The following is a 14,643-nucleotide window of genomic DNA, read 5'->3' on the forward strand; positions in this document are numbered from 1 at the left end:
GACCATGAACAAGATTGGTTAATGCTTCGTCACCGAGGGGCCGCCGCAAAGCAGTCCGGTAACGATTCCGAATGTCCGGACACTCCAGCCCGTCTCACTTGCCGGATGGGGTCGTTTCACCATCTTTCCTGGTTGCGAACGATGTCAGCGCCGAGAGGAAGTCGCCCAATCCGGGACGCTTGGCGGCGCTGAAGGGCAGGGGTCGCGCCGTCTCCATCGCGGCGATGCCGATGCGCGCCGTCATCATGCCGTTGACGACGCCCTCGCCAAGCTTGGCCGAAAGACGCGCGGCCAAGCCGTGGCCGACGATCTGCTGGACGAAACTGTCACCGACCGCGATCGAGCCGGTGACCGCCAGATGCGCCAGCACGCTGCGCGCCAGGCGAAAGAAACCCAGCGTTCCGGGCCGTCCGCCATAGAGTTCCGACAGACGGCGAATGAGCCGTCCCGCCTCGAACACGACATAGGCGACATCGACGAGTGCGCGCGGGCTGACCGCCGTCACCAGCGAAACGCGTTTGGCGGCCTCGAGGATCATCACCTTTGCCCTGGCATCGAGGGGGCCCAGAATTTCTGCCTCGGCCAGGCGCACGAGATTGCCGCCGTCGATGATTTCGCCGCGCAGTTCGGCCAGCGCGCGCCGGCCGGCCGCGGTCTCGGGTTTGGCCGCGACAAAGGCCGACAGCTCGTCGACGACCGATCGTGCCGCCTTGGGATCGTCACGCTCGATTGCGTCGAGCGCCCGTTTCTGCAGCTTTTCGACCTCGGCGAGACGGGCGATCGCCAGGAATTCTCGAATCAGGATCACCATAAGCGCCAGCACGGCGATGGCAGCCATGCCGGCGGCCAGCCAGCCCAGCCATTCGGCGCGCGCAAAGAGGTCGCGTATGAGCTGGTCGGTCCACAAGCCGACAGCCAGCGAAACCAGCACGCCAAAGGCGCCGAAGAAGATGCTGCCGAGCAGCGAGCGTTTCCTGGGGGCAATGGCCGGTGGCGGCTCCGCGGCAATGATGTCGGGCTCGTCGAAGACATCGACTTCCGCCGGGAGGACCATCGCGACATCGGTCTTCATCGCGCGCGGTTTGCGCTGAGCATCGGCCTGGGGGCGCGGTTGTGGGTGCATTTGTCTTGATGTGGCTTCCGGCTCGATGCGGAATGCCGCCGGCTTGCGGGGCGCGATCATGCCAAATGATCTCCAATCAGGAACTGCAAGGCACGGTCGAGTCTGATATGCGGCAGCGACAGGGTGATACCTTCGGCCGTGCGTTCTAGCTTTGGGGGACGGAAACGGACGAAGCGGATTGCAGGGTCTGCGGCATCCTGCTTGTGATCGGCTCCCGAAAGATCAAAAACCGCATCAATTTTCTCCGGTAAATCACCAGGAAATATGGCTGTTTCAGTTTTTCCATCGAAGGTTTCGCCGTTGATCTTCTCGCCGGCGATCGGCGTGCCGATAATGACTGGCAACGTCTCTCGGCCTTGCTTGACGGTGCCTTCGCGCGTCGCGCGCACCGCCGCCATGGCGACCACATCGACGTCGGCGCCGGTGAAATTCGCCCGTGCCACGGCGCGGTCGGCAAGCCGCCGCACGATCGACTGCAGGCGGTCATGGCTTTCGTGATGCAGATGGTCGGCTTTGGTCGCGGCAACCAGGATGCGGTCGATGCGCCGCGAGAACAGGTCGGTGAGGAAGCTGCCCCGGCCGGGTCGGAAACAGCTGAGGATCTCGGTTACCGCGCGTTCCAGGTCGGCCATGGCGCCGGGGCCGGCGTTCAGCGCCTGCATGGCGTCGATCAGCACGATCTGGCGATCGAGGCGGGTGATGTGTTCGCGGAAGAAGGGTTTGACGACATGCGTCTTGTAAGCCTCATAGCGTCTGTCCATCATGGCGTGCAGCGACCCTGCGCGCGGACGCTTATCACCGATCCCGGCCAGGGGCGCGAAGGTCAGTGCCGGCGAGCCTTCGAGATCGCCCGGCATCAGGAAACGGCCGGGCGGCAAGGTCGAAAGCGCCCGCTCGTCGAGCTTGCAGGCCTTCAGATAGGCGGCGAAGCTTTCGGCCAGGCGGCGCCCCGTCATCTCGTCGGCGTCGGCGTTCGGATCGATCCCGGCCGACAGCGCCCGCCAGCCCTGCGAAAGGTCCTCGCGCACCGGCAGAACGGCCATTTCAAAGGCTTCGTACGAAAAATCTGCGAAGGATTTGCCGAGCAGCGGCAGATCGAGCAGCCATTCGCCGGGATAGTCGACGATATCGACCGACAATCTGCCCGAGGAAAACATGCGGCTCCAGCCGGAAGCCGATTCATATTCGATGGTCAGCCGCAGTTCCGAAATGGCGCGCGTCGAATCGGGCCAAGCACGATCGTTGACCAGGGCGGCGATGTGGTCCTCGTACTGGAAACGCGGCACCGCGTCGTCGGGCTGCTGCTCGAGGAAGGCGCGGGCGATGCGCCCAGATTTCTGCGCCTCGAACAGCGGCAGGCGGCCGCCATGGATCAAATTGTGGACAAGGGCCGATATGAACACCGTTTTGCCGGCGCGGGACAATCCCGTCACGCCGAGGCGCAGCGATGGGGAAAAAAGCCCGGTGGCGCGGCCCGACAGCGTGTCGAGGGCAATCCTCGCCTCGTCGGTGAAGGTGGTCAGCGATGATGCCAAAATATGCTCTCTCGGACTTCGGTCCGTCCGATATAGGCTCTACAACCAGGCTTTGAAATGGCTTCAGAGATCGGCCGGCGTCAGGAACGCTTCGAGATAGCCGGTGCCTTGGGCGGCGCTGGCAAGATCGCCGTCGAAGCGGACGACCGCCAGGCCCGCGGTCGGGAACCCATGGTTCAGCGTGGCCCGCGCAGTCTCGTCGCCGTCGCCCGAAACTGCCATGGTGAGGTCTTCCATCATCGGGTTGTGGCCAATGACCAGCAATGAGCCTGATCCGCCATTGTCGCGGATAAGGTGGAGGTACCCGGCCGCGTCCGCGCTGTAGAGCGCGTCGAAGAACAGAACCCGGCCGGTGTCGGTCTGGCCGGCCAGGCCTTCCAGCGTCTCCTTGGCGCGCTTGGCATTGGAGCAGAGCGTCCGGTCCGGAAGATAGAGGCGGGAGCGCATGGCGGCCCCCACCATTTCGGCATCGGCGCGGCCGGACGCATCGAGCGGGCGATCGAAATCCCGCATGCCGGGCAGTGCCCAGCCAGCCTTTGCATGTCGCAACAGATAAAGCCTGCTCACCCAACCTCCGAATGCCGAAGCGTCCCGGGATTAGCCACGAGAACGGCGTTGCGCACAATGGCCCGTGCTCTTCAACACGGCGAATCACCCAATGCTGCTTGCTGCAAAGGTCTCTTGCGTATCGGCCCCCGGGGTCACGGCAATCTCGGAAAGCATGTGCCACCGGATCGAAAGTGTCTCGGCGAATTTTGTACCAAAGCGACCGTACGCGGCCGCAGAGACGCGTGACGGGTACTTTAACAATTGCGTGAGACAGCGGCCGATTGCGCTTGTGCAGGCGTCGGACGACGAATATATAGGCGCCAAAATTGGGGCAGTTTGGGTGAGTCGAATGAACGACATCGTTACCGCCGATTACGTACCCTCCGAAGACGAGCCGTTCATGAACGAGCGGCAGAAATCCTACTTCCGCTCAAAGCTCGTCACCTGGAAGAGTGACATATTGCGCGAAGCGCGCGAAACACTGGAAATCCTGCAGCAAGAGAACGCCAACCACCCCGATCTGGCCGATCGCGCCTCTTCGGAAACCGACCGTGCCATCGAACTCAGGGCCCGCGACCGTCAGCGCAAGCTCATTGCAAAGATCGACTCCGCCCTGCAGCGCATCGACGAAGGCACTTACGGCTATTGCGAAGAGACCGGCGAGCCGATCGCGCTGAAGCGGCTCGATGCGCGTCCGATCGCGACATTGTCGATCGAAGCGCAGGAGCGGCATGAGCGCCGCGAAAAAGTCTATCGCGACGACTGAGGTCAAGGCCGGCGGCGCACGGCCGGCTGTCTCGAACGAACTCGATTCTGAAATGGCCGGTTTTCCGGCCATTTCTATTGGTGTGGCATCCACCGCTCTGAGGCGCGCGAAGGCCGCAAACCCTTGATATTTTGCGCTTGGACGAGGTGGTTCGGCAGCGGACCGGCGACGATGTTTCGCGGGATAGCGACCCGGCGGTCGCTCATCTCTTCTGACTGGAGAGTTCGCCGAGAAGCTTGGTCATCTCGTCGTCGAGCGACGGCGGCGCCGCCGCCTTGCCCACGGGGCCGCCCGAACGGGGCTGGTCCAGCGACACTTCGAGTTCCCTCATCAGCGTGTCGTCGATGCTGTCCTGCACCGGCTGCGGTGGTGGCGGCGCGTGCCGGGCGGTGTTGGCATTGGCGGAGCCGTAGGCCGGCAACGGCGTGACATTGGTCGGCTGATAGCTTTGCGTTGCCGGCTTCGGTGCAGGTGCCGGCGGCGCTGTTGTACGCGGGCGGGCGGGTGGCGTCGTGTTCACCGGCTGTGGAGCGGGAGCCTGTCTCGCCGGCGGCGGAGCGGGTTGCGGCGGACGCGGTCTTGCCGGGGCCGCGGCGGCCGGAACCGGCTGCAAGCCGCCATCTCCGGTCAATGCCGGCCGGCGTAGCGCCGAAAGTCGGATATCGCGCTCGACGACGACGTCGGTCGGGCCGCCGATCAGAAGCAGGTGCTCGATATCGTCACGGCGTATCAGCACCAACCTGCGGTGGCTGTCGACGGCGGTGGCATCCATGACGGCCAGTCGCGTCTTGCGGTTCCGGCCACCGGCGACGAAGGTTCCGAATGTCAGGTTGCGCACCAGCTTGATGATGACGAGAACGATAACCAGCAGGACAAGCGCTGCAAACGTCCACAACAATGCTGCGGCATAACCGGGACCTGCCACGCTATCGAGCCATTGCATTGGGTTCCCCTGATCGCCCTTGGAAGTGACGAGACACTAGACCGTTGCAGCGGGCCACCGCAAGTTGCGTTTCACGCTGGTGAACAGCTAGAAAAACTCCGAAGCCTGGAAGACATCATTTTTATCCGACATTTGCCGCCCAGGCCTTTTCCGGACTAGGAGAATGTGATTCAACCCGCTAGGGGCGGGTGTCGGAACACCGGAATTCACGAGCAGGGGGCACATGGCCAAGGAAGCGCGCGGCGATTTCTATCCGGTACCGATCGTCGACCAGAATACGCGACCCGGCGCGGTCACCCGGCTTATCATTTTCATCGTCGTTCTGACGGGGGCGGCGATCGTCTTCGGGCTTTTCCGCGAGCGCCTCGGCGATCCTTTCCTGCTCGGCATGCTCGGCGTGCTGGCGATGATCGGCGTCGGCTTCCTGTTCGCGACGGCGATCGGCTTCGTGCAGGTCACGCCACGCTCGACAGGCGACGAACTGTCGAAATCCTTCGTCGATTCGATGTCGCAGGGGCTTCTCGTCACCGACACCAAGGGCCGCGTCGTCTACGCCAATCGCGCCTATGCGGATATGACCGGAGCATCGTCCGCTGCCGACCTGAAGACCGTCGAGGGATTGCTCTCGGATGTCCCCGAAGCCTCGGTGACGATCTATCGCCTGGCATCCGGCCTGCGCGACGGCCAGCCGGGCGACGGCGAGTTTAGGCTCGCACAGTCCATTCGGCCCGGTGCCGAGCCTGGCGCCCGCTGGTACCGGGCACGCGCCCGCGCCTTCAGCGTTCCAGGCCAGCGGCTGCCGATGCTGGCCTGGCAGCTTGCCGACATCTCGCAGGAGCGGGCCGAGCAGGAGCGCTTCTTCCTCGATCTGCAGAAGGCGATCGATCATCTCGACCACGCGCCGGCCGGCTTCTTTTCGGCCGACCAGGAGGGCCGCGTCACCTATATCAACGCCACGCTCGCCGAATGGCTGGGCATCGACCTCACCAGCTTCACGCCCGGCGCCGTGTCTCTGTCGGAGATCGTGGCTGGCGACGGCATGGCGCTGGTCCGCTCGGTCAAGGCCGACCCCGGCACCACACGCAACGCGGTGATAGATCTCGACCTGACGACCACGACGGGCGAAGCGCTGCCGGTGCGCTTCATGCACCGCGTTTCGGCCAGCCGCGAAGGATTGAACGGGCCGACACGCACGATCGTGCTCAACCGCACGCAAGGCGAGGATGCCTCTGCCGATTTGCGGGCTTCGGAAGTGCGCTTCACCCGCTTCTTCAACTCGACACCGATGGCGATCGCCGGCGTCGACCACAATGGGCGCATCCTGCGTACCAATGCGCCGTTCCTGTCGCTGTTTTCGTCTGTCGTCGATCGCGACGCCGTCGACCGTCGCGTAAGGCTCGACACGGTGATCCACGAACGCGACCGGCCGGCCTTCGCGGCTGCCTTCGAGAAAGCGCAGCAGCGGCAGGCCGACATCGAGCCGATCGACACGCTTTTGCCTGGCAACGACGAACGGCACATCCGCTTCTACGTCAACGCCGTCGCCGACGGCACCGGCGGCGAGGGGGCCGAGGAGTCGGCCATCGTCTACGCCGTCGAGACAACGGAGCAAAAAGCGCTCGAAGGGCAGATGGCGCAAAGCCAGAAGATGCAGGCGGTCGGCCAGCTTGCCGGCGGCATCGCGCATGATTTCAACAATGTGCTGACCGCCATCATCATGGCGTCCGACCTTTTGTTGACCAACCACCGTCCGTCGGACCCCTCCTTCCCCGACATCATGAACATCAAGCAGAACGCCAACCGGGCGGCTTCGCTGGTGCGGCAGCTTCTGGCCTTCTCGCGCAAGCAGACATTGCGGCCGGAAGTGCTCAACCTGACCGACGTACTCGCCGATCTCAGGATGCTGTTGGCTCGGCTGGTCGGCAACGACATCAAGCTGAAGGTCGACCATGGCCGCGATCTGTGGCCGGTCAAGGTCGATATCGGTCAGTTCGAACAGGTGGTGGTCAACCTTGCGGTCAACGCGCGCGATGCTATGCCGGCGGGCGGCGATCTGACAGTGCGCACCCGCAATGTCACCGCCGAGGAGTGCAAGGCCTTTTCCTACCGTGAACTCGCCCCGGCCGACTATGTCGTGGTCGAAGTCGAGGACACCGGCAGCGGCATCGCGCCCGACGTGCTGAAGAAGATATTCGAGCCCTTCTTCACCACCAAGGAAGTCGGCAAGGGCACCGGCCTTGGCCTGTCGATGGTCTACGGTATCATCAAGCAGACCGGCGGCTTCATCTTCTGCGATTCCGAAGTCGGCAAAGGCTCGACTTTCCGCATTTTCCTGCCGCGTCACATCGCCGAAGCGAAAAAAGCAGGCGAGCCCGGCGATGCGCCGGCGGCGCCGGCAAAGGTCGCCGATCCGGCCAAGGATCTGTCGGGCTCGGCCACGGTGCTGCTCGTCGAGGACGAGGATGCCGTGCGCATGGGCGGCATGCGGGCGCTGACCTCGCGTGGCTACACCGTGCACGAGGCATCGTCGGGCGTCGAGGCGCTGGAAGTGTTCGAGGCGCTGGGCGGCAAGGTCGATATCGTCGTTTCCGATGTGGTCATGCCGGAAATGGACGGACCGACACTGCTTGGTGAATTGCGCAAGCGCCAGCCGGACATCAAGTTCGTCTTCGTGTCCGGCTACGCCGAGGACGCATTCGCCAGAAACCTCCCGGCAGATGCGCATTTCGGCTTTCTGCCCAAGCCGTTTTCGCTCAAGCAACTGGCGACGATCGTCAAGGACGTGCTGGAGTCTTAGAGCCTTTCCCATGTTCCTCCTTGCACAACGCCGTGACAACGCCATGATTGCGGGTGAAACGGCAGGAAGGCTTAAGGGAGCAACTGGTGACGCCGCACAACGAAGCGGACAAGGACGACTACGCCGACACGGTATTGTTGCCGGGTGACCCGCAGCGCGCCGAGTGGATGGCGCAAACGTTCCTGGAAGCGCCGCGCTGCATCAATCGCCGCCGCGGCGCGCTTGGCTTCACCGGGCTGTTTGGCGGCAAACCCGTCAGCATTCAGGCGACGGGCATCGGCGTTTCATCATTTCTGATCTATGCGCATGAATTGCTGGACCATTATGGCGCCCGGACGTTGATCCGCACCGGCACCTGCGGCAGCCTGACCGCAAAGGCAAAACTGCGCAGCCTTGTCATCTCACAATCGGCACAGGCGGAAAGCGCCCAGAGCGGCCAGGTTTTCGGCCTTTATGGACCCGCTGGCCCCGACCCGGCGCTCCTCGCATCGTCGCTGGCCAAGGCGGTAGAATTCGGCATCGACCATCATGCCGGCCTGACGGTGTGCAGCGACATCTTCTATCACCCGGAAGGGCGCGCCCGTTTTGCCGTTGCGCAAGCGGAAGGAGCCCTGGCCGTGGATATGGAAACCAGCGCGCTCTATCGCATATCGGAGCATTTCGGAGCGCGTGCGCTGTCGATGTGTGTCGTGGTCGACAACATCGAGACCGGCGAACAGACCGACTATTCCGAGCGCCAGGCGCTTTTCACCGACATGAGCCGTCTGGCGCTCGCTGTCGCAGCCGAGAGCTAGCCGAGTTACGGGAGCAATTGCTTGCGCACGGCTGCCACATCGTCGGAGGCGACCGCTGGGGCGGTGTTGCCCCAGCTGGCGCGCACATAGGTCAGGACGTCGGCGACCTCCTGGTCCTTCAGGCGCCAGGCCAGGGACGGCATGGCGGGCGTTGTCGGCGCATCAGCCGTATGCACGGCCTGACTGCCGGCAAGGACGAGCCGGGCCAATGTTTCGGAACTGCCCTGCGCAACGATAGAATTGCCGGGCCACGATCCCGCCAAGCATCCGGCCTACCTGCCCGGATGCTGGACCGATAGAAACAGCATCGTGCCATCAGCCATGAATCAGGACCTGATCGCTCTTGCTCAGCTGGCAAGCAGCCTAAGGAGTTTACGGCCTGGACGACGCCTTATAGACTGAACACATGGCGCTCAAACGGATGGACAACATAGGAATCGTCGTCGATGACCTCGAAGAGACGATTGGTTTTTTTGGCGAGCTCGGCCTTGAGCTCGAAGGGCGGGCCATGATCGAAGGGGAATGGGCCGGACGTGTCACTGGACTGGGCGATCAGCGCGTCGAGATTGCCATGATGCGGACGCCGGACGGCCACAGCCGGCTCGAACTGTCCCGTTTCCTCACGCCGCCTGTCGTCGCCGATCACCGCAACGCCCCGGTTAACGCCCTGGGCTACCTCCGCGTCATGTTCACCGTGGACGACATTGACGGGACGCTTGAAAGGCTCCGCAATCGCGGTGCGCGGCTCGAAGGCGAAGTCGTCCAGTATAAAGACGTGTATCGGCTATGTTACATTCGAGGGCCTGGAGGGCTTCTCATCGGGCTCGCGCAAGAACTCAGCTGAGCGCAATGCGCTAAGCAGCCTCCCGCTTCGGCACCATCTGCTCATCCATTCCCGGCCGATGGCCCCGCAGATAGAGCGCGCAGGTGGTTCGCAGCATCGACGCAAAGTTCGGGATGGCGCCGTTGATCTCGATGGCTTCGTCATAGAGCTTGGAGATGAATTTCGGCGTCGTCAAATCCTGGTTTTCGGCGATTTCGTCCAGCAAAGCCCAGAATGTCGCTTCGAGCTGGATGCTGGTCGAGTGGCCGTCGATGCGAATCGACCGGTTGATCTGGCGATAGCCTTCGGGATCCTGGCCCGCAAACACCCTGCACATCCGACAAACCTCCCATGATTGTTGGTCTTGGGTGGACGGGCGTGCAGTTTGATACTGCTTGACCTGTCCCCACATGCATTCTCGGGCAAAATTGCCGGTCCGGCAATCGGACTTTCGTCCCGTTCGCGGCTGCGGGCGTGGTAACCGGCTGCCACCACCTTTTGTCCGTGCCGCGCATAATCGCCTCCACACCAGAACGGAGACTGATTTGGCCAAGGCGATCCACAGTATGATCCGGGTTCTCGACGAAGCCCGATCGGTCGATTTCTACAGAAACGCCTTCGGGCTCGATGTCGCCGACAGGCTGGATTTCGAGACATTCACGCTCATTTACCTCAGCAATGCCGAGGCAGGGTTCGAGCTCGAACTGACCGTGAACAAGGATCGGCAGGAGCCTTACGGGCTCGGCGACGGCTACGGTCACCTGGCGGTCTCGGTCGCCGACCTCGACAGCGAACATGACCGTCTCGGCGCGCTTGGCCTCAATCCGAAGAAGATCGTCGAGTTCAACCGCGACGGGTCGCTGATCGCCCGCTTTTTCTTCATCGAGGATCCCGACGGCTACAAGATCGAGGTTCTGCAACGCGGAGGTCGCTTCCAATAGGAGACATCGCGCTGTCCCCTGACGGGGGCAGCGCGCCAGCAACGGCGTTCTGAAGAGAGCGCACATAGCAAGCAGGGAGGAATAAAATGGTCACGATCTATGACGCGAAGCCCGGGCTTTCCCGTCGAGAGCTTCTTAAACGCGGCGGCATCGGCGCGCTGCTCGTCATTTCAGGCAGCGCCGTCATCAGCCCCGAGCATGCCTGGGGACTGGAGACATCGGCACTCAAGCCCGAAACCATGGCGACGCTGATCCAGATGGCGCGTGACATCTATCCGCACGATCAGGTTCCGGACAAATATTACGCCATTGCCGTGAAAGGCCACGACGAACAGGCCGGCAAGGACGCCGCCTACAAGACTATGCTCGAAGATGGCATCGCCGACCTCGACAAGAAGTCCGGTGACGGCGGCTACCGCGGCCTTGGCTGGGAGGACCAGCGGATCGCCGTGCTGAAGCAAATCGAGGCGACGCCGTTCTTCCAGGCCATTCGGGGTGGCCTCGTGGTCAGCCTCTACAACCAGAAAGAGGTGTGGCCGATCTTCGGTTACGAGGGCGAGTCCTATTCCAAGGGCGGCTACATCGCGCGCGGTTTCGACGACATCGAGTGGCTCTGAGCCCCGTCGTTCTTGAACCCGCAAACAGAAATCATGGGAGGAAACCATGGCAGCTTCATTTGATCTGAACAACGACGGCGTGGTCGTCATCATCGGCTCGGGTGCCGGCGGCGGCACGCTCGGCAACGAACTCGCCCAGAAGGGTGTCGACGTCGTCATCCTGGAAGCCGGCGCGCGCCACGAATACGAAGACTTCATCAATGACGAGTGGGGTTCGTTCAGCCAGCTCGCCTGGACGGACAAGCGCACCACGTCGGGTGACTGGCGTGTGGCCAAAGACTTTCCCAACCTGCCGGCCTGGATCGTCAAGTCGGTCGGCGGTTCGACCACGCATTGGGCCGGAGCTTCGCTGCGCATCCAGGAGCATGAGTTCAAGACGCTGTCGACCTACGGCAAATTGGAAGGCGCCAACCTGCTCGATTGGCCGATCACGCTGGCCGAGCTGGAGCCCTACTATGCCAAGGCTGAAGCCAAGATGGGCGTCACCGGCACCAATGACTGGCCGCGGCTGCCGGGCAACAACAATTTCAAGGTGCTGAAGGCCGGCGCCGACAAGCTCGGCTATAAGGAATGCCACACCGGCAACATGGCGATCAATTCGGTCGATCGTGACGACCGCATGTCTTGCCAGCAGACCGGCTTCTGCTTCCAGGGCTGCAAATGGGGCGCCAAATGGTCGACGCTCTACACCGAGATCCCCAAGGGCGAGGCGACAGGCCATCTCGAAGTCAGGCCGAATGCCATGGCGATCAAGATCAACCATGACGCCAGCGGAAAGGTGACCGGCGTTGTCTACGCCGACAAAGACGGCAAGCTGCAGGAGCAGAAGGCGCGCATCGTCGCGGTTGCCGGCAATTCGATCGAGAGCCCGCGGCTGCTGCTCAATTCGGCGTCGGGGAAATTCCCCGATGGGCTTGCCAACTCGTCGGGTCAGGTCGGCAAGAACTACATGCGTCACACCACCGGCTCGGTCTATGCCATCTTCGACAGACCGGTGCACATGTATCGCGGCACGACCATGGCCGGCATCATCCGCGACGAGGCGCGGCATGATCCATCGCGCGGTTTCGTTGGTGGCTACGAGTTCGAGACGCTGTCGCTCGGCCTGCCGTTCATGGCAGCGTTTCTTGATCCGGGCGCATGGGGGCGCTCGTTCACCACAGCACTCGATCACTACGACCACATGGCCGGCCTTTGGATCGTCGGTGAGGACATGCCGCGCGCGGAGAACCGCATCACGCTGCATGCCGACGAGAAGGACGCGCACGGCATGCCGATCGCCGACGTGCATTTCGACGATCATCCAAACGACACCGCGATGCGTAACCACGCCTACAAGCAGGCTACGGCACTCTATGATGCGGTCGGCGCCACCCGCACCTTCCCGACGCCGCCCTATCCGTCGACCCACAATCTCGGTACCAACCGGATGAGCGAGAAAGCGGAAGACGGCGTCGTCAACAAGCACGGCCAGGCGCACGACATCAAGAACCTGTTCGTGTCGGATGGCAGCCAGTTCACCACCGGGGCCGCCGAAAACCCGACCCTGACGATCGTGTCGCTCGCGATCCGCCAAGCCGACTACATCGCCGCGCAAATGTCGGCAAAGACGATCTAGTCACATCCTCCCGACAGACTGCTGGCGCGGAACCCGCAAGGTTCCGCGCCTTTTTCTTGCCGCCTCATTGCTTGGTGCAGGTCGAGGCGGTGAAGGCGCCGTCGGGCTGCTTCATGATGATGTCGAAGGAGGGCACGGTTTCGCCGTCCAGCGTCGCCTGGGTCAGCGACAGTGAATTGCCGCCGGCGGTATATCCGCCCAGCGGCCCCAGCCACGAGATCACGCCGTTTGCGTCCATTTGGTAGTTGTAGCCCTGCCGCGCGGTGCCGAAGACGCTAAGGCTGGTGTAGACGGGGCCGCTGTAGACGTTCCCCTTGATGGTGATGTCGCCGAGGCTGAGGAACATGCCAAGCAGGTACACTTCGCAATGATAGGCGCCGTCAGGCATCTTGCCGTCGCTGAAATCGGCTCGCGCTGCCCCGGTTGCTGCCGTCAGAAGCAGTACGCCGATGAAAATACGTGAAATACCTGAAACCATGGCGTCGCTCGCTTGAAGAGCGAGCTTGCCCCATTTTTGCACCGCGCCGCAACATCGGTCGCCCTGAGGTAATTGGTGAGGTCAAAATCTAGGCAGATTATGAAAATGGTCGAAAATTAGGCAGAGGCTGCGCAAGCTGCGCAAAATTCCCTCAATCGATTTCTGGCCACCTCTCTTTGTTTTGTAAGCCCTATATTCCAAGGTGCTGATATCTATAATTTATTTGTGCCTTTTCGGGATTGCCAGAGCGGTTGGCATGGGGGTTGCTTTGTAGTGTTGCGGTGCAATCAACTAGCTTGGGAGTCTGTAATATGAGGGGTAATTTCTCGACAATAACAAAAATGTTTTCGGCGAGCGTGGTCGCCGCCGGCCTGTTGATGTCCGCTCCGGCGAAGGCCGCCGACGACACGATCAAGGTCGGCATTCTCCATTCGCTGTCGGGGACCATGGCGATTTCGGAGACGACGCTGAAGGACGCCATGCTGATGCTCATCGACGAGCAGAACGCCAAGGGCGGCCTGCTCGGCAAGAAGCTCGAGGCGGTCGTTGTCGATCCGGCTTCCAACTGGCCGCTGTTTGCCGAAAAAGCGCGCGAACTGATCTCCAAGGACAAGGTCGCGGCGGTGTTCGGCTGCTGGACCTCGGTGTCGCGCAAATCGGTGCTGCCGGTGTTCTCGGAACTCGACAACATCCTGTTCTACCCCGTCCAGTATGAGGGCGAGGAAAGTGAGCGCAACGTGTTCTACACCGGTGCGGCGCCAAACCAGCAGGCCATTCCGGCCGTCGACTATCTGATGAGCGAGGATGGCGGTTCGGTGAAGCGCTGGGTGCTGGAAGGCACCGACTACGTCTATCCGCGCACCACCAACAAGATCCTCGAAGCCTATCTGAAGGCCAAGGGCGTGGCTGCGGAAGACATCATGGTCAATTACACGCCGTTCGGCTTCTCCGACTGGCAGACCGAGGTTTCGGCGATCAAGAAGTTCGGTTCGGCCGGCAAGAAGACCGCCGTCGTCTCGACCGTCAACGGCGACGCCAACGTGCCGTTCTACAAGGAACTCGGCAACCAGGGCGTCAAGGCCGAGGATATTCCGGTCATGGCCTTCTCGGTCGGCGAGGAAGAGCTTGCAGGTCTCGACACCGCGCCGCTGGTCGGCCATCTCGCTGCCTGGAACTATTTCGAGAGCATCGATACGCCCGAGAACAAGAAGTTCATCGCCGACTGGCACAAGTTCATCAAGAACGACAAGCGCACCACCAACGATCCGATGGAGGCCCATTATATCGGCTTCAACATGTGGGTGAAGGCGGTCGAGAAGGCCGGCACCACCGATCCGGACAAGGTCATCGACGCCATGATCGGCGTGTCGGTGCCGAACCTGACCGGCGGCTATTCGACGATGATGCCGAACCACCACATCACCAAGCCGGTGCTGATCGGCGAAATCCAGGCCGACGGCCAGTTCGAAACCGTGTCGCGCACGCCGGGCCTGGTGATGGGCGACGAATGGTCCGACTATCTGCCTGATTCCAAGGACCTGATCTCCGATTGGCGCGCGCCTCTGTCCTGCGGCAACTTCAACGTTGCCACCGGCAAGTGCGGCGGCAAGGGCACGAACTGATCCCTCCCAGGGCTGACCTAGTCAGACCGCGCGCGTC

15 protein-coding genes are annotated in these 14,643 nt (G+C 62.4%); 8 read left to right on the forward strand and 7 right to left on the reverse strand.

The genetic code is table 11. The features are described 5' to 3' along the window. Positions 1-94: 94 nt before the first annotated feature. The 3 genes from EOA19_RS10820 to EOA19_RS10830 all read right to left on the reverse strand — a co-directional run bounded on the left by EOA19_RS10820 (position 95) and on the right by EOA19_RS10830 (position 3,225). Complete coding sequence (locus tag EOA19_RS10820; RefSeq protein ID WP_128303572.1) at positions 95-1,183, reverse strand: YcjF family protein; 1,089 nt, start codon at positions 1,181-1,183, stop codon at positions 95-97. Beyond that, complete coding sequence (locus EOA19_RS10825; RefSeq protein WP_128303573.1) at positions 1,180-2,658, reverse strand: YcjX family protein; 1,479 nt, start codon at positions 2,656-2,658, stop codon at positions 1,180-1,182. The genes EOA19_RS10820 and EOA19_RS10825 overlap by 4 nt, the downstream gene beginning before the upstream one ends. A gap of 63 nt (positions 2,659-2,721) precedes the next feature. Beyond that, positions 2,722-3,225: a histidine phosphatase family protein gene (locus EOA19_RS10830; RefSeq protein ID WP_128303574.1), complete on the reverse strand. Its 504-nt coding sequence runs from the start codon at positions 3,223-3,225 to the stop codon at positions 2,722-2,724. Between the two features lie 331 nt (positions 3,226-3,556). On the opposite strand from EOA19_RS10830, the gene dksA reads away from it, so the two are divergent. Next, a complete protein-coding gene (gene dksA, locus EOA19_RS10835) occupies positions 3,557-3,973 on the forward strand; it encodes an RNA polymerase-binding protein DksA (protein WP_023813023.1) in 417 nt (138 codons plus the stop codon). Positions 3,974-4,175: 202 nt separating this feature from the next. Here dksA and EOA19_RS10840 read toward each other — a convergent pair whose 3' ends face one another. Beyond that, positions 4,176-4,916, reverse strand: coding sequence for a flagellar biosynthetic protein FliO (locus tag EOA19_RS10840; protein ID WP_023813022.1), 741 nt, complete (start codon positions 4,914-4,916; stop codon positions 4,176-4,178). A 223-nt stretch (positions 4,917-5,139) separates the two neighbouring features. Here EOA19_RS10840 and EOA19_RS10845 point away from each other — a divergent pair, with 223 nt between their 5' ends. Then, positions 5,140-7,713 carry an ATP-binding protein gene (locus tag EOA19_RS10845; RefSeq protein WP_023813021.1) on the forward strand — a complete coding sequence of 858 codons (2,574 nt, stop codon included), beginning with the start codon at positions 5,140-5,142 and terminating at the stop codon, positions 7,711-7,713. Between the two features lie 86 nt (positions 7,714-7,799). Then, positions 7,800-8,507, forward strand: coding sequence for a purine-nucleoside phosphorylase (locus tag EOA19_RS10850; RefSeq protein WP_128303575.1), 708 nt, complete (start codon positions 7,800-7,802; stop codon positions 8,505-8,507). 5 nt (positions 8,508-8,512) lie between these two features. Here EOA19_RS10850 and EOA19_RS10855 read toward each other — a convergent pair whose 3' ends face one another. Next, a complete protein-coding gene (locus EOA19_RS10855; RefSeq protein ID WP_245466288.1) occupies positions 8,513-8,770 on the reverse strand; it encodes a hypothetical protein in 258 nt (85 codons plus the stop codon). A gap of 143 nt (positions 8,771-8,913) precedes the next feature. On the opposite strand from EOA19_RS10855, the gene EOA19_RS10860 reads away from it, so the two are divergent. Beyond that, positions 8,914-9,351, forward strand: a complete 438-nt coding sequence (locus EOA19_RS10860; protein WP_128303576.1) for a VOC family protein — start codon at positions 8,914-8,916, stop codon at positions 9,349-9,351. 10 nt (positions 9,352-9,361) lie between these two features. Here EOA19_RS10860 and EOA19_RS10865 read toward each other — a convergent pair whose 3' ends face one another. Continuing rightward, positions 9,362-9,667, reverse strand: coding sequence for a ribbon-helix-helix domain-containing protein (locus EOA19_RS10865; RefSeq protein ID WP_127268969.1), 306 nt, complete (start codon positions 9,665-9,667; stop codon positions 9,362-9,364). Positions 9,668-9,875: 208 nt separating this feature from the next. On the opposite strand from EOA19_RS10865, the gene EOA19_RS10870 reads away from it, so the two are divergent. The 3 genes from EOA19_RS10870 to EOA19_RS10880 all read left to right on the forward strand — a co-directional run bounded on the left by EOA19_RS10870 (position 9,876) and on the right by EOA19_RS10880 (position 12,506). Beyond that, positions 9,876-10,271, forward strand: coding sequence for a VOC family protein (locus tag EOA19_RS10870; protein WP_128303577.1), 396 nt, complete (start codon positions 9,876-9,878; stop codon positions 10,269-10,271). Between the two features lie 86 nt (positions 10,272-10,357). After that, positions 10,358-10,888: a gluconate 2-dehydrogenase subunit 3 family protein gene (locus EOA19_RS10875; protein ID WP_128303578.1), complete on the forward strand. Its 531-nt coding sequence runs from the start codon at positions 10,358-10,360 to the stop codon at positions 10,886-10,888. A gap of 46 nt (positions 10,889-10,934) precedes the next feature. Next, positions 10,935-12,506: a GMC family oxidoreductase gene (locus EOA19_RS10880; protein WP_128303579.1), complete on the forward strand. Its 1,572-nt coding sequence runs from the start codon at positions 10,935-10,937 to the stop codon at positions 12,504-12,506. Positions 12,507-12,570: 64 nt separating this feature from the next. Here EOA19_RS10880 and EOA19_RS10885 read toward each other — a convergent pair whose 3' ends face one another. Continuing rightward, positions 12,571-12,984 carry a hypothetical protein gene (locus EOA19_RS10885; protein ID WP_128303580.1) on the reverse strand — a complete coding sequence of 138 codons (414 nt, stop codon included), beginning with the start codon at positions 12,982-12,984 and terminating at the stop codon, positions 12,571-12,573. Positions 12,985-13,295: 311 nt separating this feature from the next. Between EOA19_RS10885 and urtA the strand changes: the two genes are divergently transcribed. Beyond that, complete coding sequence (gene urtA / locus EOA19_RS10890; RefSeq protein ID WP_128303581.1) at positions 13,296-14,606, forward strand: urea ABC transporter substrate-binding protein; 1,311 nt, start codon at positions 13,296-13,298, stop codon at positions 14,604-14,606. The last annotated feature ends 37 nt before the right edge of the window (positions 14,607-14,643 follow it).

The organism is Mesorhizobium sp. M7A.F.Ca.US.010.02.1.1 (assembly GCF_004023085.1).
Taxonomy (GTDB): Bacteria; Pseudomonadota; Alphaproteobacteria; order Rhizobiales; family Rhizobiaceae; genus Mesorhizobium.